The sequence below is a fragment of the Blautia faecis genome (genome assembly GCF_027662325.1).
Classification (GTDB): domain Bacteria; phylum Bacillota; class Clostridia; order Lachnospirales; family Lachnospiraceae; genus Blautia_A; species Blautia_A faecis.
On record NZ_JAQDKY010000007.1, the window covers coordinates 37,085 to 59,042 of the forward strand.

A 21,958-nucleotide genomic window follows, 5' to 3' on the forward strand; every position below is an offset into this window, starting at 1 on the left:
GTAATACCCTCCCATTTTTCATATGATTGTTGTTTTAGAGCGTGTTTGAAAAAGGCTCTAAGTTTACTGTTCCTGCAGATTGCTCAATTTCGCTGCCTGGTCTGCTGCGATCAGGCTGTCGATGATTTCATCCAGATCTCCATTCAGAATGTTATCCAGTCTGTGAAGTGTAAGTTTGATACGGTGATCTGTTACACGTCCCTGTGGAAAATTGTAGGTTCTGATCTTCTCGGAACGATCACCTGTACCGATCTGGCTTCTTCGCGCCTCTGCTTCTGCGTCATGCTGTTTGGCCAGCTCCATCTCATACAGACGTGAGCGAAGAACCTTTAACGCCTTATCCTTATTCTTCAGCTGGGACTTCTCATCCTGACAGGAAATTACGATTCCTGTAGGAATATGGGTCAGTCGTACTGCGGAGTCTGTAGTATTGACGCACTGTCCGCCATTTCCGGAAGCACGGAATACGTCGAATTTACAGTCGTTCATATCCAGATGGAAATCAATCTCCTCAGCTTCCGGCATAATTGCAACCGTACAGGTGGATGTATGGATTCTTCCGCCGGATTCCGTCTCCGGAACCCTCTGTACCCGGTGTACACCACTCTCATACTTCAGTCTGGAATAAGCTCCGGCACCGTTTATCATAAAGGTAACCTCTTTGAATCCGCCGATTCCATTCTCGTTTAAGCTCATCATCTCTGTTTTCCAGCGCCTGGATTCTGCATATTTTACATACATTCTGTAAATCTCAGCTGCAAAAAGAGCAGCCTCATCTCCACCGGCACCGGCGCGGATCTCCACGATAACGTTCTTATTATCGTTAGGGTCCTTAGGCAGAAGAAGGATCTTCAGTTCATGCTCCAGCTCTTCCACACGCTTCTTGGCATCGGAAAGCTCTTCCTTGAGCATTTCTCTCATATCCTCATCCTTCTCCTCTTCCAGCATGGAAAGGCTGTCCTGAATGGTTTCTTTATTTTTCTTATATTCCTTATAGGTATCCACAATTGGCTGCAGGTCGCTCTGTTCCTTCATAAGCTTCTGGAAACGATCTGGATTAGATGTTACATCTGGCTCACCCAGCTCATTCAGAACTTCCTCGAAACGTATGAGCAAATCGTCCAACTTGTCAAACATGGTTTTCCTCCTGTTATATTCTTCTCTTTACTTATATAAAACTATCGTCTACCCAACACAACTCTGTCAAGTCCCGTCAGGTCTTTAACAATCTGTACATCAAAAAAGCCATTTTCCCGCATCAGCGCCTTTACAGCTTCGCCCTGATCATATCCGATTTCAAACAGCATCCAGCCATTTTCCTTTAGGAAAGCCTTTCCCTCCGATACGATTTTTCTGTAAAAATACAGACCATCTTCATGGCCATCCAATGCAAGTCTTGGATCGTGATCCCGCACTTCTTCCATAAGCTCTTCAATCTCTGCGCTTCTGATGTAGGGGGGATTCGAAATAAGGATATCATACTGAGGCATATCTTTGCCAGTGTTTTGTTGAAAAAAAGCTGACGAAAACAAGTCGCTTTCCACGAAAACAGCTCTGTCTGACACTTCCAGGCTTACCGCATTCTTATCTGCCACCTGAAGAGCAAGTGGGGAAACATCAGCACCCACACCATATGCATCCCCGGTAAGTGCCAGAAGACTTAAAAGAATACACCCCGATCCGGTGCACATATCCAGAATCCCTGGTGTCTTTTTCCCCTTCATAACTTCCAGAGCCTTCTCCACCAATGTCTCCGTATCCTGCCTCGGAACCAGTACATTTTGATTTACATAAAATTCAAATCCCATAAAATATGCCTGGTGGGTAATATGCTGCAAGGGAACATGACCTGCTCTTTTTCGGATCAGCTCCCGGTATCTGTCCGCTTTTTCCTCTTCAATCCCATCATCTGAATGAGCGAAATAAAAAGCTCTGTTCATTCCTGTCACATACTCCAGAAGAAGCCAGGCATCCAGCCTGGCTTCCTGGATCTTATGCTGTTCCAGAACCTTGGTTCCTTCTTTTAATAGTGTTTCCAGAGAAGTCATTGTGCAGCTCCCGTTTCCGGTACATTCCCGGTAAGTTCTTCACTGTCCCCGCTTTCAGATTGCGCGGAAGCAGCGGAAAGATCACCGTTTTCTTTGTTCTCATATGGAATATCCAGATTGAATTCTGTCTTTAAATATGCTCTCCAGTCAAACACAGCCTCCACAGCCTTGATGGCAACCTCTGCCATATCAGCTGTAGGTTCTTTTGTGGTAAATTTCTGCATTGCCATACCAGGTTTGCTCATCATCAAGGCAAATTTACTGTCTGTCCTGCCTGCCCACTGGATAATTTCAAATGAAATTCCAGATACTACAGGTACCATGAGCAGACGGCCGAAAAGACGGAACCAGTAAGACGGTACCAGTACAAAAATAAAATGTAGGAAAATACTTACTATCATAACCAGGAACAGAAAGCTTGTTCCGCAGCGTCTGTGGAATCTGGAGCTCTCAAGCACGTTCTCCACAGTAAGTGGCTTACCATTTTCCACACAGTTGATACATTTGTGTTCAGCACCATGATACATAAAGGTTCTCTGAATATCCTTCATTCTGGAGATCAGAATCATGTATCCCATAAACAGACCCAGCTTCACAAACGCTTCCACAATGGTAACCACCACTTCCGAAGCGCCTACTTTACGGCAAAGACTGGCCAGTGCATAAGGAAGCAGCATAAAGGCTGCAATGGAAATTACAATAGAAATGGCCACAGTTACATAGAGCAAGGCTTTAAATGCCTTGTCTTCTTTTTTCTTCTTGGCTTCCAGTTCTTCTGGAGAAAGAGCAGCATTCTTTCTGGTCTCTTCCTCGTCCTCCTCATCGCCTGCAATTTCAGCTGAATACATAAGGCATTTCGTTCCGGTTACCAGAGAATCGATAAAGCTTACCATTCCGCGGATGATCGGTTTCCGCCAGATCCTGGCTTTCCCGAAAATGCATTTATAATCTTCCACTTTTACTTCAATTTCTTTATCAGGACGTCGTACTGCAATGGAGTATTTATCCTTATGGCGCATCATAATGCCTTCCATTACAGCTTGTCCACCGATATTGGATGGTTTCATTTTATCCTCCAGTTACAAAGAAAGGTTGAGATTTCCCAACCTCAACCTTCTCATTCAGTAATATTCAAATTATTTATTCAGGCCGTATTTCTCGTTGAACTTATTGATACGTCCGCGAGCCTGAGTAGCTTTCTGCTGTCCTGTATAGAACGGATGACATTTGGAGCAGATTTCTACGTGGATATCCTGCTTGGTAGATCCTGTTACAAAAGTATTACCGCAGTTGCAGGTTACAGTTGCCTGATAGTAATTCGGATGGATTCCTTCTCTCATGATTTTCACCTCTCTATATTTATTCTATTTTATTTGCGTTGAATCTGACGAATTCACACTTTACACAGCCTACTGATTATAGCATGGCGTTATGAGAAATGCAAGTTATTTATAAAAATTTCTAAAACTAATCCCAGATAATATTCTGCACGGTGTTTTTTGTGAACATTACAATTTCTGTTTTTTTACCATTTGCACAAATTCAGCATTATTTGCAGTACGTGCAAACATGTTCAGAATCTGTTCCACTGCCTCATCAGACTTCATTCCGTTAAGAGCCTTTCGCATAATATATACAGCTTCCTGCTCGTCTTTGCTCAGAAGCAGATCTTCTCGTCTGGTACCGGATTTCTGAATGTCGATGGCCGGGAAAACCCGTTTCTCCTGAAGCTTGCGGTCAAGAACAAGCTCCATATTGCCGGTTCCCTTGAATTCTTCGTAAATAACGTCGTCCATTTTGCTTCCGGTGTCAACAAGTGCAGTGGCCAGAATGGTAAGGCTTCCTCCCTCACGCATATTACGTGCTGCACCAAAAAAGCGCTTCGGCATATGAAGTGCTCCCGGATCAAGACCTCCTGACAGAGTTCTCCCACTTGGGGGAACAACCAGGTTATAGGCTCTTGCCAGTCTGGTAATGGAATCCAGAAGGATCACAACATCCTGCTTATGTTCTACAAGGCGGCGTGCACGCTCTACAACCATCTCGGATACACGCTTATGATGCTCCGGAAGCTCATCAAATGTGGAATAAATAACTTCCACGTTCGGTCCCTGTATTGCTTCCCTGATATCGGTAACTTCCTCAGGACGTTCATCAATAAGAAGAATGATCAGATGCATATCCTTGTTATTCTTAAGAATAGATTTCGCAACATCCTTGAGCAAAGTAGTTTTACCTGCCTTAGGCGGGGAAACGATCATACCACGCTGTCCCTTTCCGATAGGGCTGATCAGATCTACGATACGCATGGCAGTAGTTCCGCCAGGCCGCTCCATGATCAGACGTTCATCTGGGAAGATTGGGGTCATATTTTCAAAATTGTATCTCTTCTGTCCCTCACTTGGATGGAAACCATTGATAGACGTCACATACAAAAGGGCACTGAATTTCTCCCCCTGTGTTTTAATACGGATATTTCCCTGAATAATATCCCCTGTCTTCAGATTGAATCTGCGGATCTGTGACGGAGAAACATAGATATCATTTTCTCCCGGAAGATAATTCTCACTTCGGATAAATCCAAATCCATCCGGCATAACCTCCAGGATTCCATTGGCCTTTTCGCCACTGTCAAGCTGGACCGTTTCAGCCGGAACACTGTAAGCGTTGCTTACATCCTCTTCTGTACGGTTCTCACTGGCTGCGCCTGTACGGGGCTGTTCCGTTTCCTCAGGTCTTAATTCGGCTGGCGGAACCACTTCTACAGGTTTCGCTACAGGAGTGCGCTTCACGAAGTTCTCCGGTCTGTTTTCCCCATTATAACTGTTCTGGCGTCCTGCATTTTCATTTCTGCCATAATTATTGCTGCGGTACTCAGGATTACGCCGTATAATGGTACGGGATCTGGTTGGTGCTTCTCTTCTCTCCGGTGAAGAAACACTTCCCGTATTTTCTGTTTTTTCTGCTGCCACAGGCTCTGGTCTTGCAGGTATGGTATTCTCTTCTGCTGTTCCGGAAATAGTCTGCTCATTTTCTGCAGTCTGTTCTTTCCTGTCCTCTTCCAGCATACGTTCAATTAATTCAGGCTTTCTCATAGTAGAAATGCCCTTCAGTCCTCTGGCTTTTGCCAAGTCTTTCAGCGTAGCCAGGGATAATGATTCATACTTTTCTTTCATCAATCATCTACCTCTTCGACTAATACAATTCTAAAACACATTTCAATTTTGATTTAACGGGATACAAATGTCTGATTAGACAGAAGCTATATACTGAATTATAAAAACATCCTTCAAAAAACTTATTAAAGTTTATTTTAACACATTTCAGGCGCCGTGTCTACATCCATTCCAAATACATGTTACTGTTCACTTCTACCAGTGTTACTGTTCACCCCGTGACCAGTAACCTACCAGTAACTCAAATATATCTATCCCTGCCTGCAAGAAAGTGATAACCTTTGTTTTGTATTATACACACCTAAGGTTTTTCATTGCAAGAATTTTCTGTCGACGCATATCCCGACTCTTCGACATATATAAGAGTCCTGTTCTCCCGGTGACCCAAAGATAAGTACCAGCTGTCACTTACCTTTTTATAAAATACCGGTTTCCCACGCCTGTGCTATTCACAATAAAACACCCGGAGATATTTCTCCGGGTGCCGGTCATCTTTAAAATTATTAATTCCAGAACGCTCCGTAAATCTTCTGGATCTTAGCGATCTGTGCGTCTGTAATCTGATTCAGTGCATTCTGAACAGCTGCATAAGTCTGTGGTCTGCTACTCTTCAGGGAAGCATTGTTCAGGATGTAATCCTTAACAGATTCTGCAAAATATTCGGAAGCATTCTGTGTTACATAGGCTTTATTAAAAGCTGTAACATTTGCCTTCTCAGCTGCAAAAATGCTCTGGAAGCTTGCTGTCTTATCTGCATTTCCTGCGATAAATGCAAGGAAATGACCCAGCTCATGATAAACAGAATCATCGATCTGCTTCATTGTAATAGATCTTGATCTTGCATCAAAATATCCGGAATAGTTGACGGATGGATCAACAACAAGCTTAAATCCCAGCTGCTGATATGCTGCAATTACACGATTGTCCATCTTGCCTGCAACACTTGCTACATTTGCTTCGTATTTACTCTGGTTCTGTGAAGAGCTTGCTGCTGCAGTTGCCTGGGAAACGGAAGTACCAGAAGAAGTAGTGCTTACAGCGGTCTCATTGGCAATTGATACCTGCTGTGTAGTTGTTGTCTGAACAGTTGTTGTGATCTTGGATGTAACAACTTTCTTTTTGGATTTCTTGGTGTATTTCGCTGTTGCTTTGGTAACAACGGTTGTCTTGGTATCTACTGTTGTATTACCGGCTTTATTTGTTTTATTGGTTACTTTTGTTTTGGTTTTCAGTTTCTTGGTGTAGCTCTTCTTGGAAGCCTTTTTTAATTTAACAGTCTTCCTGGTTGTCTTGGTGCTGGAGGTAGTCTTCACAGTAGTCTTCGGCTGGGAAGCCAGTGGAGTTTCATCTTCTATGATGGAAGTCTCCATGATCGGATCTGTATAACTGGGGAATTCAGGTGTTTCTCCTGCTCCTGAGAATAATGAAACGCCGCCGATCACTGCTGCCAATGCTATTGCAGCACAACTGGAAACAACTTTTTTATTTGCAAGCCACTCTGTTAATTTCTTTCCTTTCATAAATAACACACCTTTCTTGAACCATAATGTAACTGACTTGCCGCTATCTGGAAATTATCAGTCCCATCAGTTTGTGGAAATAAAAAAACCGTTTATCAGATTAAATAAACGGTCGCCACAAATAGAAGAACCACGTCTCCTGTCATATTACATTACCTAATCAATATCAATGCGGCAACCGGCTGTCATAGTCCTGAGACCTTAGACCCTTGGCTTTGCGTCCCTGTCTTTCAACAGGTTTGCCTTTTATTCATTTCTTATGATAAAGCAAGTCCTCACTTTTGTCAACGGATTTTCTTTGTTAAAATTCACAAAAATCCGTCTAAAAAATACAAAAATGAAAAAATCTGTAAAACAATCTGAGCTGACCGTAACAACTAATAATCATTCTCAAATAATTTCACAGATTTTCTTTCGCTGTCTGGGTAGTAACATACACCCCTCACAGTTTACGTGTAGATTCCCGTTCTATGAGCCTTCCGGCCAGCATTTGCCGTTTGACCACCTTTTTCCGGTCAATCATATCAAACAAAGTACGAATACTCTGCTGTGCAGTTTCCACTCTGGGATATTCCAAAGTGGTAATAGATGGATGATAATATTCTGCAATATCCTGTCCATCAGCCCCTGCCACGCAATAATCCTCCGGTACTCTTTTACCGCTGTCAATAATTGCTTTGCAGGCTCCTACAGCCAAAGTATCTGAAATAGCATAAATACAGGAAAAATCCACTCCTGATTCCAAAAGCTCACAGGTACTGTTATAACCATTCTCAATAGTATAAATTCTATTCCCCGGCTTTAAACGGACTATAAGCTTCTCATCGTACTCCAGTCCATTTTTCTCCAATGCCCTTTTATAGCCATTCAGATGGCACCTTCCCAGACCTTCATCTCCGGAAGTAATGAACGCAACTCTTTTATGTCCACAGCTGCACAGATAATCAACCATATTCTGGCTCTCGATCTCTGTATCAATTGTTACAAGAGCGCTTCGAGTATAAGATCCAGTATCCTCCGGAATTGTTTTTCCGGAACTGGCGATCACATACGGAACCCTCACCATTCTCAGCTTTGACTCATCATAATCATACATACCACCAAGAAATATGATTCCCTTGACCTTTTTCTCTTTTTCCAGTTGAAGCGCAAGCTCAACTTCATCTTCATCATCTGCTACATTCTGCAATACCAGGCAGTATTTTCTTTCACGAACCTTTTTCTCCAAAACATGCAGCATAACACCCCAGAATGGGTTGCTGATTTCTTTTACCATAACTGCGATCGTATTTGAATCAGCTCGTTTTAGGTTTCTGGCACTGTTATTCGGTACATAATTATACTCTTTGATAATATCCAGAATCTTCTGTTTCGTTTCAGGATTAATGTCCGGGTGATTGTTAATAGCCCTGGACACCGTGCTGACTCCTACGCCACACAGTTTCGCAACCTCTTTAATTGTTATCTGCTCCATAACTGCCCTCCTCATGCAACAATGTGTTCATTATATATGTACTGGCATATCATGGCAAATGATTTTCAATAAAATTTATAAAAAATTATTTATCAGCAAATATGCTTGTCGTTATAGGCGATATTTCCTTTTCCGTATTTGTAGAGAACAGCCGGTTCTGAAGACATATGGCTGAAATCAATAGGCTCTGGAGTTGCAGTTCCCTCTACGATTTTATCAGCGCATGTGATTAAATCATGAAGAATTGCTTTTCCGATCGGGCGTATAAAATGTCCTGGGAAAATAAGTTCAAAATCTTCTTTATCTAACTTCTTTAATCCCTCTGCATATTCCTTTACTGTTGAGGAATAGGTATCAAAAATCAGGATCGGAGTTGACACTACACTGTCTCCGGCAAACAGAAATTTATTTTTTCTATCCAGGAAAACTACACTTCCAGGAGTATGTCCTGGTGTAAATAACACTTCCAGACTTCTTCCGCCCAGATCAAAGATCTGATGCTCGCTCAGCGGCAGCATCTGGAAATCTCCAGGCTCACGACCTTCAATTATGTACTCTGTTCCATAAAATCCCGGTTCCTTCTTTGTTTTTTCCACATATTTCTTCCAGCCGCTTCTAAGTTTTTCTGTATCTGCCATTTTGAAATCTTTTTCACTCAGATATGCCTTTCCGAACTCGTGATTGCCGCCCACATGATCCAGATGTCCATGTGTATTTAATACAACATATGGCAAATCAGTCAGGGTTTCGATCACCTTTTTCAGATTTCCAAAACCTGAACCGGTATCGATCACAGCTGCACTTTTTTCACCTTTTACCAGATAAATAATGTCTGCTCCGAACTCATCGATTGCCCAGACATCCTCTGCTACCAGCTGAACTGTATAGCCTTCAATTCTCTGTAAATTAATATTGTCCATTTTCTGCCGTTCTCCTTTTCAATTACATTTTTACTGCACCTGCGGTAAGTCCGCTGGTGATATATTTCTGTGCTGCAATATAAATGATTATGATTGGAACCATAGACAGAGTCATTCCGGCAAGCATCAGATTCCACTCAGATCCGGAGGTACTCTTAAACATATAAATAGCAACTGTCAGGGTTCTCAAACCACTGTCTGAAACATACAGGTTTGGCATAAGGAAATCATTCCATGTCCACAGGAAAAACAGTACCAGAAGAGTTATGCTTGTGGAGCGTACCAATGGGAAAATTACCTGCCACATGCAGCGGAACATGCCACAGCCGTCAATTGCCGCTGCCTCTTCCAGTTCCTTTGGAATTGATTTCAGGAAACCAACATAGGTAAAAATACCAAATGCTCCGTGGAAGCCGGCATACAGGAAAATAAGTACGGTCAGGTTATTCAAAAGGTTTGTGTTGGTCAGCTGTACAGAAAGCGCGATCATAATGGAATGGAACGGAATGATCTGTCCAAGGGTGAAAATCAGATACAAAACATTTCCAAGCTTTCCAGGGATGTGCGCAATTCCATATGCAGCCATAAAGGAAATGATGGTACATACCAGCATGGTTCCCAGGGTTACATATGCTGAGTTTCCGACTACTCTCCAGAATTTCAGACGTTCTATAGCTTCGGTAAAGTTACCGGTATAGAGGTAATGGGGAAAAGAAAGGAAGTTCTGGATCATATCGTTATGTGTCTTGAATGCGTTCATCACAAGCAGGATGATCGGCATAAGGAACAGGACACCAAAGAAAAACATAATAATGGTTGGAAGCCATACTTTCTTTTTCATTAGTATTCTACCTCCTTCTTACGAGTGCAGTACAACTGGATCAGAGTAACCGCTGCTACTGTAAGGAACAGGATTACAGATTTCGCTGAGCCATAGCCCAGGTTGTACTTGGTGAAAGCTTCCTGGTAAATATTCATGGCAACTGGCATTGTGGAACCGTAAGGACCACCGCCTGTCATTGCGTTCGGAATATCGAATGACTTAAATGCTCCTGAAATAGAAACAAACAGATTGATCGTGACAGTTGGCATAAGCAGCGGAAGCTCGATTTTCAGAACTTTTTTCAGACCGCTGCAGCCATCCAGCTCAGCAGACTCCATAACATCCTTCGGAATAGTCTGAAGACCTGCGGTATAAATGATCATCAAGAAACCAATGTTCTGCCAGATGGAAACCACAATGATCGTCACAGTTGCCATTGACGGAGTTCCGAACCAGCTTATATTTGCCAGCCAGTCCCATCCCAATGCTCCGCCAAGTGCAGGCATTGCATTTGTAAAAATAAACACCCAGATAAAGGATACCAATACAGCACTGACAATGTTAGGAATGAAGAACATAGCTCTGACCACGCCTTTAGCCTTAATGTTCTCATTCAGGAAATAAGCAAGAATAAATCCAAAAACATTGCTACCAATAATGGTGAACGCACCAACAAAAAGGTTAAATCCAAAGGAAGTCCAAAATTTTGTATCGGAAAACAGTTTTACATAATTGTCAAATCCCACAAAAGCTTTTTTCCCGGACATCAGGTTCCATTTCAGGAATGAATATGGAATGGTTCCGCCAAACAGAGGTGCCAGCATTGCAAAGGAATACAAAAGCAAGGCAGGCAGAATCAGCAGAAGATAAAATTTCTTGTTTTTCTTATATAAAGATGACATATTATCCTCTCTTTCTTTTTCTAAAAGGCTCATCTGCTTATACAGATATCACGATAAATCTTCCATTAAAAAGATTCCCGGGGGTGCTCCCCCCGGGAATCGCAGGTCAGCATTTCCTCTTATTTACTGATCCAGATATTCAAGATATGCTGCGTCAAGCTTGGAAATTACCTCATCCTTGTCAGCAGCGTCTGCCATGTAGCCCTGGAAGATATCTCCGGAGATAACATCAAATCCGTTTACATACTGCTGATATACCCACGGAATTACGTTTCCGCTGTTTGCATATTCCAGATAATCGTTTGTAGATGCAGAATCATAATTAACTGTGAAATCCTGGGAAGCCGGTGCAGAACCTGGTTTCTCGGTTACAATTGCAATGTATCCATCAGAAAGGGAAGCATCACTTAAGAAGTCAATAACCTCTTTGCAAGCATCCAGATGCTCTGTCTGGGAGCTTACTCCATATACGATTCCTACGTCAACTGCTGCTTTGTTTCTCTCAGCGTCGTTGGACACTGGTAATGCGAAGTATCCGATTTCCGGCGGGTTATCCATTTTTGCTACTACGTTCTGGCTGAACTCACCGCTGATCAGCATAGCTGCTTCAGAGTTTGCAAGTGCGTTGAAACCGGATGTGGAGTCACAATCCATCATATTGCTTCCACAATGAGCTTTGATAATATCTGCTGTTGCAAATACATCATCGATACCGTCTACATTGAAGGTTCCCTCGCCGGAATTTAACTGATCCAGAAAGCCTTCCATGTCATCCTGTACTACGTTTGACATCATTACACTGAACATGTGTTTCAGAGTCCAGGAATCTTTGAATGTGGAAGCGATTGGTGTTACGCCGGACTCTTCCAGCTTCTCGCATGCTGCTTCAAATTCATCTCTTGTTTTCGGAACCTCTTCGATTCCGGCATCCTTAAACATCTGCTTGTTGTAGAATACACCAAGGTACTCAACATTTGCAGGATATCCGTAGATTTTTCCATCATAGGTAGCAGCTTCAAGAGCGGTCGGGTAAACCTTCTCCGTAAAATCCATTCCGCTTAAATCCTGAATTCTTCCGACCTCTGCAAAATTCTGTACCTGTGTCCATGGTGTAAGGATAAAGATATCCGGCCAGTCATTTGTTGCAGCTGCAGTTCCAAGGAAATCAGAGTAATCTCCGGACTGCATTGTGATATCCAGCTCGATATCATCATGTTTGCTGTTGAAGGACTCCATGGTACGATCCAGCTGATCGCCCCACTCACCATTCCATACAGTCATAGTGACCTTGGTCTTCTCTCCATCAGCCCAGCAAAGGTTTGTTCCAAGGGACATAACCATTGTTCCAGCTAATACTGCTGCCAACATTTTTTTCTTCATTTCTTATACCTCCTAGTATAATTTTATTTTCCGCCAACTGATTTTTTCAGTGGCTGGGTTCCGTTTTGGTAACGTTTCCGGTATTGTTACCGGTAACGTTTCCGGTGATATTTGAATCATAGCATAGTCGACTGACATTTTCAATGTTTTTTTGCGACTCTTTATCACTTTCGTATGTATTCACAATATTTTTTGTGCATTTTTGTATGAATTGCACAGTATTTGCAGGAGTTGACAATCCACCTTTACTGCCTGCAAATACTGTGACAAAGTGACTGTATTTACGGTCTTACTGCTGTTCCATCCGGAAGCCTTGGCAGCATCCAATCCCATGTGACAACCTCTTCGCTGCACGGATACTCAGCTGCTGCTTTTTCATCAATATCCACACCAATTCCTGGTTTCCCATTCAGATACAGATATCCGTCCCGCATTTCCGGAATTCCGGTAAAAATCTGATGTAAGGCAATTGCACCTGCATCTTCAGACAGGGTATTGGTGTCAGCCCATTCCTGGATTCCAAAATTCGGAGAAGCCATATCCAGATGGATATTTACTGCGTGACCAATCGGAGTAAGGTCTATTGGTCCATGCCATGCAGTTCTTATTCCAAATGCATCGCAAAGAGCAATCAGTTTACGTGCCGGTGTAATTCCTCCAATCTGGCTTAAATGGATTCTTATATAATCAATTTCTCTTTCTGTGATAAGATTCAGCCATTCGTTTGGATTGTTAAACAGCTCTCCCATAGCCAGCGGGGTGGTGCAATGCTGCCTGATCTGCTTAAACCATCCGCTCTGTTCCGGAGAAAGACAGTCCTCAAGAAAGAACAGACGGAATTTCTCCATATCTTTTGCAAATATCACTGCATCCGAAGGTCTCAGCCTCTCATGTACATCGTGACAAAGCTCCAGTTCCCATCCATAGGTTTCCCTGAGACGCTCAAACAGCTGTATTGTTTTTGCCATGTATGCTTTTGGATCATAATAGCAGCCTTCAAAGGATCCTTCCGGTGGCTGGTAAGGCATATCCTTTCCGCCATAGCCTCCAACCTGCGCACGGATACAGCGATATCCTCTTTCTTTTAACGCTCCTACTTTTTGCACACAATCCTCTATTGTGGTGCCTTCAGCATGCGTATAGCATGGCACTCCGGTTCTGCATTTTCCACCCAGTAAGTCATACAAGGGCATTCCGGCCATTTTTCCTTTAATATCCCATAAAGCCATATCCACACCTGACAGGGCATTGTTTAAAACAGGTCCGTTTCTCCAGTAGCTCATGCCCTTTATGGACTGCCAGATATCTTCAATATCAGAAACATCTCTGCCGATCAGGTATGGCTTCAGATATTTTTCCACTGCAGCAACCACTGCCAGATGTCTGTGGGCAAAAGTTGCGCAGCCCACGCCATATAATCCTGGCTCACTTGTTTCCACTTTTACTGTCACCAGATTGATTTTCTGCGGCGCACAGCAAATTACTTTTACATCTCTGATCGTTACTCTCATTTTTCTCCTCCCCAGGCATTTTTATCATTTTCTACTTTTTCCGGCATTCCCGGCAGGATCAGTCCTCCGTCAACCCGCAATACTTCTCCGGTTATATAAGCTGCATTCTCACTTGCAAGGAATACTACCGCTCTTCCTATATCTTTCGGTGTTCCATTTCTGCCCATTGGAATTCTTTCTCCCAGACTTTCCCAGAAGCCTTCCAGCTCTGTCCTGCCTTCTGCTTTTATTTCCTCTGGCGTACGGATACAGATAGCTCCCGGAGCCACACAGTTCACACGGATCCCATATGGTGCAAGATCCAGTGCCATAGACTGTGAAGCCCGGTTCACTGCTGCCTTTATGCCGCCGTAAACACAATCTCCCGGATATGCTCTTTCTGCTCTTGAAGAGGTTATGTTGATAATGCATCCTTTAACCTCATGAGCCTTCATATATCTGGCCGCCTTACTGGAAAGTACAAGGTAATTCAAAAGATCCAGATTCAGCATTTTCTGGGTTTCCTCCATTTCAAGGTCCAGAATGGACTGAAACACGGTAACTCCGGCATTATTTACAAGCAGATCCAGTCCGCCCAATTCCCTGACAGCCTGGTCAAAAAATTTCTCCCCTTCTCCTGCCTGTGCCATATCAGCCTTTGCATACCAGGCAAAGGAACCCATATTTCTTATTTCTTCAGCAGCTTCCTTTGCCTCATCTTCCCGTGTCCGATAGGAAAAGGCAATATCATATCCGGCTGCTGCCAGTTCTCTGATAATTCCACGTCCAATTCCACGACTGGCACCTGTAACGATTGCTTTTTTTCTCATCACAGTTTTCCTCTCTTATTCTATTTTCCCAGACAATACCTGCACAGGTACGGGAACTTCCACAAGGACCCGCTGATTTCCCAGTTCTCCCTCTGATTGCCTGTCAAAAATATATATTTTTCCTGTTTTCTGATCTGCTGCAAGCAAATGCTCCTCACTGCTGTCCAGACAGATACTTCGAAACCATCCTTTCGGAACTACAACTTTTTGTTTCAAATTTAACATTCCATTTTCATCTATGGTAAATCCAAAAATTTCTCCGGTTCCTCTCACAGATGCGTAAAGCATTTTCCCCTCTGCAATACACAGTTCTGCTGCAAGCGCGCCCTCTGGCAACTTCTCTTCCAGGGATATGGTCTGGCACAGCTCCCCATTACAGTAAACAGAAATTGTAAGATCCAGCTCATTTAATACATAGAGATACGTTTTTCCATTTTTCTCCAGTATTCCCATATGTCTTGGACCTGCTCCAGGTCTGACCTCTATGGTTTCTTTTTGCAGAAGCTTTCCCTTATCTGTGCCAAAAGAATAAATCTTATCACACCCTAAGTCAGCTGCATACAGATCTCCCCTATGAAGGACGCAGGAGTGAATATGAGATGCTTCCTGCCGTTCCGGATTCAGCCCTTTTCCTGTAAAAGAAATTTCCTGTAAAAGTTTCGGGCTGCCGGCTTCTGAAATGTCGATCACCTTTAAATCTCCACTTCCGTAATCAGATACAAAAAGCCTTTGTCCTTTTTCATCCTTTTCAATATGACAGGATGCTTTTCCAGGCATCTGAAGACCTTCCTTTTTCTCTGCTGTAAGCCTTTCTTCCTGAACCCCTACTTCATATTCCACAATTTCCGCAGCATCTTCACTTTCACTTACCGCAAAAAGCCGGTTCTTCACCAGACAAACCCAGGAAGGATTCTGCATTTGTATGATAAGAGGAGTTCCTGCAACATCTCCCAGGATCTCATTATACGGAATCAGATAGATACCTTTTCCAAGCTCCTGCTTCTTCAATACAGCAGGGGCATCATGCTGTGTATAGGTTCCGACAAGCAAAATATCCATGCTTTCTTCCATCTCCTTTGTTAATTCCTTTTACTGGAATTTCAGTTCATCTGACAATTCCACAACCATGTGTAATTCACCAGGTGACATCACCTTTTCTCCATGAATTACCACATTGTCAAAATAAAAGCCATGAGGTCTGCACACTTCATTTTTCATCTCAAAGCCACGTATAATGGATACTGGAAAAGTGCCTTCTGTAATTTCAATATTTTTAAAGAAAATATCATTTACCATGCCTCTTTCCCTGTCTCGTGAATACTTGGAATCAAGAGTTTTAATATCAATAAATTTTTCCTGGGCATCTTCAATTCGGATGTTTTCATAAACAATATCATGTACATGGGCACGGTCAGCGTTATGAATTGTCAGTACTCCACCTGACTGATTGCCCTCATACTGGCAATGTACAACATCACAATTTCTGAAAACAACATCTGTAATTTCGTCACATCTGGTTTCATATCCGATTTCAAGTGTGTTTCCAAATTCTGCATTCCAGAACAGGCAATCCTCAACAAGGATATGTCTCACATCTGTGCAGCCTGACGGATCCTGGAATTCCACAGCCTTAATAGATATACAATCATCATTTGCCCTTATAAAGCAATTACGAAGCACTACATTCTCACATCCGACTATATCGACGCCATCTCCTGTGATCACTTTTCCCAGAACATTTACGTCTTCAATCAGAACATTTTTACATGCAACCGGAACAATATGCCAGGAACCACCATCCAGAAGTGTGATTCCGCGTATTTCAATGTTCTCACCCAATACAGGAACGATCAGCTGCTCTGCTCCATTTTCGTCCCATGCATGCCAGTTTCCTCCATACAAGATTCCATTTCCCAGAATACGGACTCTGTCTGCCATTCTGGAATAGATTCTTCCGCTTACAACTGCTCCGTACTCTATATAAACAGTTTCGTCAGAATTAAGCTGAAGGCATCCCACATTGTAGGCTTTTCCACTTTCAAATACATAAGTGGCATTCTCAGGCTTCGGTATGTATTTTCCAGGAAGAACATAAAGTGGTGACTCCAGTTTATCGTCCAGTTCAAGAGTAATTCTCTTTCCGGCAGGAAGGCTTATACTGATTTTGTTCCCCTCTTCTTCGAACGGTATCTGTGCAGCTGCAGGACGGATAACAGCCTTCTGAAATGGTTCGTTTACTGTAACTTCTACCTCTGCCTTTTCATTTTCATCCAAGAAAGAAACAAAATCAAAAAATTCCGTATGATATACTCGCTGTTCCTTTCCGTTTATCTTAACCTGATACAGCTCTGATACCGGAATATCTTCCACTGATTTCAGTTCATACAGTGGTTTCTCGCTTATCTTTCGCGGTACAAATTCCTGTTTTTTCATCATTATGTTTCTCCTTTATTTTAATTTATTTTTTAAATTCGTAATTATGTTTATAAACATTACTATACATTGTTTTTTATATTTAGTAAAGTGTTTTATTTGACAAGATACTTCGCCTGTTTTTATGCATTTTGTATAAGAGATTCTGTTTTTTCCAATTATCGTTTGACTTATTTGTTTGATACATATATACTATAGGTTACTAAACAACTTTATTTTGAAAGGAAACATTATGGAAAAACTTCCTGCATACAAGAAATGTTATAACAAATTAAAATCCGATATAGATAATAACGTTTATCCCATAGGTTCCTATCTTCCCACAGAAGATGAGCTTGGAAAAATGTTTTCGGTAAGCCGTACGACGGTCCGGCATGCCATTGACCTTTTGGTTAAAGACAAACGCATAAAGGTAAAGCAGGGTGCCGGCACACAGGTGATCAATCCCAAAGAACGGGAGCTTACCAGCTTCTCAAAATTTCATAACGTAATAGACATAAACACTCTGTTTCCGGATAATGCCGCCCTGACCATCAGCGGAACCTGGATTGACCGTATTCCTGCAAACAGCCAGGTCGCCAGTGCGTTGGACCTTAATGAAGGAACAGAAGTCTTCCGCCTTCAAAGAGTGGTTTCCTCCAATGAACAGCCTGTGATAATCCAGACAAATTATATCCGTATCGATTTTTTCCCGGATTTAGATACCTACCGCGAACAGCTTGTAGATCTCTATTACTTTATTCAGAAGCACTACGGAATTAAATTTGAAACCGGTGAAGAACACATCAACATCAGCTCAGCTGATTTCCTTGATGCACAGATTCTCAACATTGAACCGGGATCTCCTATTTTTTTCAACACCAGAACAGCACACTGTTCACTGGGTCCTATGGAATACCTGGAAGCCAGGATTCGTCCTGATCTGTGCCATTTCGTGGTTCGTATGAAGGAACCACCAGCATGGTACGATCTTCCCGAATTTCAAAAATCCCTGGAACGTGTTTGAAAATGAATGATCAACTTATAAAAAGGAGCGGCGCTATGTCTAAACGCATTTCGGCCCTTCTGCTTTGCTTATTTCTATTTTGCCTGCTAATAGTTTTCCCAGCTGCAGGCTGCGGTCAGAACAGCAGCTCCGGTTCCGGCGAAGAACCGCCTGTTTTTTCCCCGCTGAAGGTTCTGGTTCCGGAAGCTCCGGGAACAGACACCATAGGATATTCACCTCTGATACTGGATATTTCAAATATCAGTCAGGGATATCTGACTGCTGTCAGTGACAGCAATGGTACCACCAAAAACATCCAGCTTTCCGCGGATGACGGCGTTGTTTATTCTTATTTTGTAAGCTCCGGCGAAAGTGCTGTCATTCCGTTTACCAGTGGAAGCGGCACCTACCAGGTATCCTGTTATGAGCAGGTAAACGGCAGCCAGTATGCCGCACTTTTTGCCCAGGCTCTGGAGGTTTCCCTGGAGAATGAATTTCTCCCATTTTTGTATCCGAACCAGTATGTAAATTTTACCCCGGACTCAGAAGCCTGCAAGCTGGCTCTTTCTCTTCTGGCAGAGGATGCCACGGAACAGGAAAGCATTGACACCGTTTTCCAGTATGTAACCCAGCATGTCACCTACGACGAGGACAAAGCAGCCACCGTTGAGACAGGATATCTTCCTGACATAGACGAAACCCTCTCTACCGGAAAGGGAATCTGTTTTGATTATGCTGCCTTGATGACGGCAATGCTGCGAAGCAGGGATATTCCCTGTAAGCTTCAGATCGGATATGCAGGTGACATCAAGCATGCCTGGATCGATGTTTACATACGTGGAAAAGGATGGGTGGAACAGGCGATTACCTATGACGGGGAGAAATGGAACCGCATGGATCCAACCTTTACCGCCAACAGTGAAGATGAAGAGCTTATCAATTCCTATATCGGTGACAGCGCAAATTATACGCTGCAGTTTACCCGATAGCACAACGAAAAACGCCTCGCAGGTTCATGGATTTTTTCAGGATCTGCCTGATGTTTTTTCAGAGAGGACTTTATATGATTACCAAATTAAACAATCGGGAGCTGTTCCAATTCTGTGAACAGTTTTCCATCATATTACGTTCCGGAATGTCCGCCATTGAGGGACTTGCCATCTTAAATGACGACAGCCAGACAGAACGGGGCAAAGAAATTTTGACCTTTCTTTATAAAGACATGGAGGAATCCGGCTCCCTGGCGCACGCCATGGAGCAATCCGGTGCTTTTCCTGCTTCTGCTGCTGCTTATGTACGCACCGGCGAAGAGACTGGCTGTCTGGATGAGGTTATGAAGGGTCTGTCTGCTTTCTATGCGAAGGAGATTCAGATCACAGACCAGATTCAGAGTGCAGTCGCCTATCCCCTTGTTATGCTGGGCATGATGACTGCGGTTATTGTAATTCTTCTTGTAAAGGTTCTCCCGGTTTTCCGCCAGGTTTTCCGCCAGCTTGGACTGGAAATGAGCGGGATCTCCGGTGCCCTTCTTGGAATCGGCGAAACACTTAGCCGCTATTCCACTGCCTTCCTTGTTCTTCTGGCCGCGATGATCGGCTTTATCCTTTTCCTGGTTCTTCACCCAAAGGGGCAGGAACTGATCCGCAAAATCGTCTGCCGTTTTCCAGGCATGAAGGAAATACCGGTAAATCTGGATTACAGTCGTCTTTGCCAATGTATTTCCCTGGGAATCCGAAGCGGACTTTCCCCTGAGCTTTGTGTGGAACTGGCAGGCGCTGTTGTCTCCCAGACTGAGACCAGGGAAAAGCTTGCTTCCATTCAGAAGCAGCTCGCTGAAGGTTATGGATTTATAGAAGCCATCACGGAATCCGGACTTTTTAAGGCTATGGAGCTTCGTCTGATCTCCCTTGGTTTTCAGGCTGGTGCATCTGACGAAGTAATGGAAAAACTGGCTGAGCAGTATGAAGAGAAATCCACAGACTCTGTTTCCCATATTGTGTCAATTTTGGAGCCTACTATTGTGATCGTCCTTTCAATTCTTGTAGGACTGGTCCTTCTTTCTGTTATGATGCCGCTGCTGGGACTGTTATCTGAAATGATCGCATAACAGCTGTAAGGGAGAGTGAAAATGGATATATTTGAAACCAGACTCATTCGTGTCAGGCGGATTTTCCGCTTTATTGTTCCAATCCTGTTCGCTGCAGTCCTCTGCCTGATCTTCTATCTTGGAATTGCACGTACACAGACTGATTCCCTGAAAAAAGAACAGGTTACTTTAACGCAGGCACTTGAAGGAGGTGCCATCCGCACCTACGCCCTCACAGGCCAATACCCTCAGAGCCTGGATGAATTGCTTTCAGATTACCATATTACCTATGATTCTGAGAAATTTGTGGTAGAATATGTTCCAAACGGATCCAATCTTCTGCCATCGATCAGCGTACTTCCGGTAAATGCCAGAAAAGGAGGTGCCAGATGAATTCCAGATTTACCCGGAAGAACCACAGCATTGATTCACTGGCAGCCCTGCTGCTTTTTGCAATGTATGTGCTGTTTCTTCTATTTCTGATGCTTTTTGGTGCCGGGAACTATCAGGCCTCTGTAAAAAGCCTGGACACTAATAACACCCTTTATACAGCAGCCTCTTACATCACTACCAAGTTTCGTCAGCACGATATTCCCGGAATGACCTCCCTTACAGAGCTTCAGGGAACACAGGTTCTTTGCTTTCAGGAAGCTATTGAGGGGAAAGATTACTGCACTTACATTTATTTTGATGGCAGTCATTTAAAAGAGCTTTTTACAGCATCGGATTCCCGGGCCGATCTTTCTATGGGGACCAACCTCGCACAGCTTCAGGATTTCCAGATTGACGCTTTAGAAAACACTTTTTACAGAATCACATTAACGGACACAGATGGACATTGTTCCAGCTTTCTGCTTCATCCAGGGGTTCCTGCCTGATTCGCAGGCTCCTGAATTTGGGGCTGGTCACTTCTGAATGATGTGCTGAAAGGAAGTTTTTATGAAAAAAATCACTACCCATTCCAAATCCGGGCTTTTTCTTATGGAAATGATATTTGTCCTTCTTTTTCTGGGACTGACCTGCGGTGTCTGCGTAAGACTGTTTGCGGCTTCCTACATGGCAAGGGTACATGCCCGGGAGGACTCTCATATCCAGGAGCTTATCACCAGTGCCGGTGAAATTCTGGAAGGAACTGACGGCACTGTCCAAAATTTTCTGGCACTGATGCCAGATGGAGTTGCAGATCAGGACAGTATTTGCTATTATTTTGACAAGCACTGGCAGAATACTTCCGAAGAAAGCGCGGTTTATAAAATGAGGCTTGTCTGCTCTGCTTCTGACAAGGTCAAAGAAATTCAGGTCACTTTTGAAAAACTCCAGAATGCAAATGAAGAAACCAGTCTTTATACACAAACAATTCGCTTTCCAGTTTTTTCCACAAAGGAGGAAACAGATTCATGAAAGAAAAGAATCATCTTTTTTCCGCAACTGGAATTCCTTCCCTTTTTCTAATCTTCGGAGTACTTATGCTGGTGATCCTGTCCTTGCTTGGCTATGGTACTTCCAGACAGGATCTGCGCTCCAGCAGTCTTTCTCTGGAGCAGACCTCAGCCTATTATAATGCCTGCAGTGAGGCAGCTGATTTTTATTCAGATCTGGTTCAGACACTGGAAGGATTTCAGGCACAGGCAAAATCAGAAAGTGCATATTACCAGCTCGTCTCCGATCATCTGAACTCACAGGAGAATGTAAAATGGGATTCAGAGGAACATACTGCTGAATATGTGAAAGCATTTTCCGACACCCAGAGTCTGGCTGTGAAAATTGTTGTATTCTGGACTGACTGTACAGCTGATTCCACTGCTTCTGCTACCGCTGCCTTTGATAACGTTGCCTCTGATAATGTTGCCTCTGATAACGCTGCTTCTGATAACGTTGTCTCTGATAACGC

General features: G+C 43.2%; 22 protein-coding genes and 1 riboswitch. Of the genes, 7 read left to right on the top strand and 15 right to left on the bottom strand.

Going from position 1 to position 21,958, the window contains the following annotated elements; genetic code table 11:
• Positions 1-63 precede the first annotated feature (63 nt).
• The 15 genes from prfA to PGQ38_RS05400 all read right to left on the bottom strand — a co-directional run bounded on the left by prfA (position 64) and on the right by PGQ38_RS05400 (position 16,999).
• A complete protein-coding gene (prfA, locus tag PGQ38_RS05330; protein ID WP_118578120.1) occupies positions 64-1,137 on the bottom strand; it encodes a peptide chain release factor 1 in 1,074 nt (357 codons plus the stop codon).
• A 41-nt stretch (positions 1,138-1,178) separates the two neighbouring features.
• Positions 1,179-2,048: a peptide chain release factor N(5)-glutamine methyltransferase gene (gene prmC / locus PGQ38_RS05335; protein WP_270430968.1), complete on the bottom strand. Its 870-nt coding sequence runs from the start codon at positions 2,046-2,048 to the stop codon at positions 1,179-1,181.
• On the bottom strand, positions 2,045-3,115 hold the full coding sequence (locus PGQ38_RS05340; protein WP_270430969.1) for a DUF1385 domain-containing protein: 1,071 nt from the start codon (positions 3,113-3,115) through the stop codon (positions 2,045-2,047). Before PGQ38_RS05340 ends, prmC begins: the two co-directional genes overlap by 4 nt.
• A 69-nt stretch (positions 3,116-3,184) precedes the next feature.
• Positions 3,185-3,388, bottom strand: a complete 204-nt coding sequence (gene rpmE / locus PGQ38_RS05345) for a 50S ribosomal protein L31 (protein WP_117851138.1) — start codon at positions 3,386-3,388, stop codon at positions 3,185-3,187.
• Positions 3,389-3,556: 168 nt separating this feature from the next.
• Entirely contained in the window at positions 3,557-5,224 is a 1,668-nt protein-coding gene (gene rho / locus PGQ38_RS05350) for a transcription termination factor Rho (RefSeq protein WP_195699595.1), read from the bottom strand.
• 503 nt (positions 5,225-5,727) lie between these two features.
• Positions 5,728-6,744 (bottom strand): anthrax toxin lethal factor-related metalloendopeptidase, encoded by a 1,017-nt coding sequence (locus PGQ38_RS05355; RefSeq protein WP_270430970.1) that lies wholly within the window; start codon positions 6,742-6,744, stop codon positions 5,728-5,730.
• Between the two features lie 170 nt (positions 6,745-6,914).
• Positions 6,915-6,998, bottom strand: a riboswitch (cyclic di-GMP riboswitch).
• A 188-nt stretch (positions 6,999-7,186) separates the two neighbouring features.
• Complete coding sequence (locus PGQ38_RS05360) at positions 7,187-8,218, bottom strand: LacI family DNA-binding transcriptional regulator (RefSeq protein ID WP_270430971.1); 1,032 nt, start codon at positions 8,216-8,218, stop codon at positions 7,187-7,189.
• A 92-nt stretch (positions 8,219-8,310) separates the two neighbouring features.
• Positions 8,311-9,138, bottom strand: coding sequence for an MBL fold metallo-hydrolase (locus PGQ38_RS05365; protein ID WP_270430972.1), 828 nt, complete (start codon positions 9,136-9,138; stop codon positions 8,311-8,313).
• A gap of 22 nt (positions 9,139-9,160) precedes the next feature.
• Complete coding sequence (locus PGQ38_RS05370) at positions 9,161-9,979, bottom strand: carbohydrate ABC transporter permease (protein WP_226854352.1); 819 nt, start codon at positions 9,977-9,979, stop codon at positions 9,161-9,163.
• Entirely contained in the window at positions 9,979-10,863 is an 885-nt protein-coding gene (locus PGQ38_RS05375; RefSeq protein WP_226854353.1) for a carbohydrate ABC transporter permease, read from the bottom strand. Before PGQ38_RS05375 ends, PGQ38_RS05370 begins: the two co-directional genes overlap by 1 nt.
• A gap of 123 nt (positions 10,864-10,986) precedes the next feature.
• Positions 10,987-12,243, bottom strand: a complete 1,257-nt coding sequence (locus tag PGQ38_RS05380) for an ABC transporter substrate-binding protein (RefSeq protein ID WP_270430973.1) — start codon at positions 12,241-12,243, stop codon at positions 10,987-10,989.
• A gap of 281 nt (positions 12,244-12,524) precedes the next feature.
• Positions 12,525-13,754, bottom strand: coding sequence for an enolase C-terminal domain-like protein (locus PGQ38_RS05385; RefSeq protein ID WP_148461068.1), 1,230 nt, complete (start codon positions 13,752-13,754; stop codon positions 12,525-12,527).
• Positions 13,751-14,563 (bottom strand): SDR family NAD(P)-dependent oxidoreductase, encoded by an 813-nt coding sequence (locus tag PGQ38_RS05390; RefSeq protein ID WP_148461067.1) that lies wholly within the window; start codon positions 14,561-14,563, stop codon positions 13,751-13,753. Before PGQ38_RS05390 ends, PGQ38_RS05385 begins: the two co-directional genes overlap by 4 nt.
• Positions 14,564-14,578: 15 nt before the next feature.
• Positions 14,579-15,622 (bottom strand): lactonase family protein, encoded by a 1,044-nt coding sequence (locus tag PGQ38_RS05395; protein ID WP_270430974.1) that lies wholly within the window; start codon positions 15,620-15,622, stop codon positions 14,579-14,581.
• A gap of 30 nt (positions 15,623-15,652) precedes the next feature.
• Complete coding sequence (locus PGQ38_RS05400; protein ID WP_204452647.1) at positions 15,653-16,999, bottom strand: glycosyl hydrolase family 28 protein; 1,347 nt, start codon at positions 16,997-16,999, stop codon at positions 15,653-15,655.
• 229 nt (positions 17,000-17,228) lie between these two features.
• Between PGQ38_RS05400 and PGQ38_RS05405 the strand changes: the two genes are divergently transcribed.
• From PGQ38_RS05405 to PGQ38_RS05435, 7 genes are all read left to right on the top strand, one after another.
• On the top strand, positions 17,229-18,002 hold the full coding sequence (locus PGQ38_RS05405; RefSeq protein WP_148461064.1) for a GntR family transcriptional regulator: 774 nt from the start codon (positions 17,229-17,231) through the stop codon (positions 18,000-18,002).
• Positions 18,003-18,037: 35 nt separating this feature from the next.
• A complete protein-coding gene (locus PGQ38_RS05410; RefSeq protein ID WP_195589643.1) occupies positions 18,038-18,970 on the top strand; it encodes a transglutaminase-like domain-containing protein in 933 nt (310 codons plus the stop codon).
• A 74-nt stretch (positions 18,971-19,044) separates the two neighbouring features.
• The gene (locus PGQ38_RS05415; RefSeq protein ID WP_270430975.1) at positions 19,045-20,088 is read left to right on the top strand and encodes a type II secretion system F family protein; all 1,044 of its coding nucleotides are present in this window, start codon (positions 19,045-19,047) and stop codon (positions 20,086-20,088) included.
• 21 nt (positions 20,089-20,109) lie between these two features.
• The gene (locus tag PGQ38_RS05420) at positions 20,110-20,460 is read left to right on the top strand and encodes a hypothetical protein (RefSeq protein WP_270430976.1); all 351 of its coding nucleotides are present in this window, start codon (positions 20,110-20,112) and stop codon (positions 20,458-20,460) included.
• Positions 20,457-20,945 (top strand): DUF4860 domain-containing protein, encoded by a 489-nt coding sequence (locus tag PGQ38_RS05425; RefSeq protein ID WP_118584199.1) that lies wholly within the window; start codon positions 20,457-20,459, stop codon positions 20,943-20,945. Before PGQ38_RS05420 ends, PGQ38_RS05425 begins: the two co-directional genes overlap by 4 nt.
• 61 nt (positions 20,946-21,006) lie before the next feature.
• Positions 21,007-21,468 carry a hypothetical protein gene (locus PGQ38_RS05430; protein ID WP_118584200.1) on the top strand — a complete coding sequence of 154 codons (462 nt, stop codon included), beginning with the start codon at positions 21,007-21,009 and terminating at the stop codon, positions 21,466-21,468.
• Positions 21,465-21,958 (top strand): hypothetical protein (locus tag PGQ38_RS05435; RefSeq protein ID WP_270430978.1); only part of this gene is annotated, 494 nt, incomplete at its 3' end. The genes PGQ38_RS05430 and PGQ38_RS05435, both read left to right, overlap by 4 nt.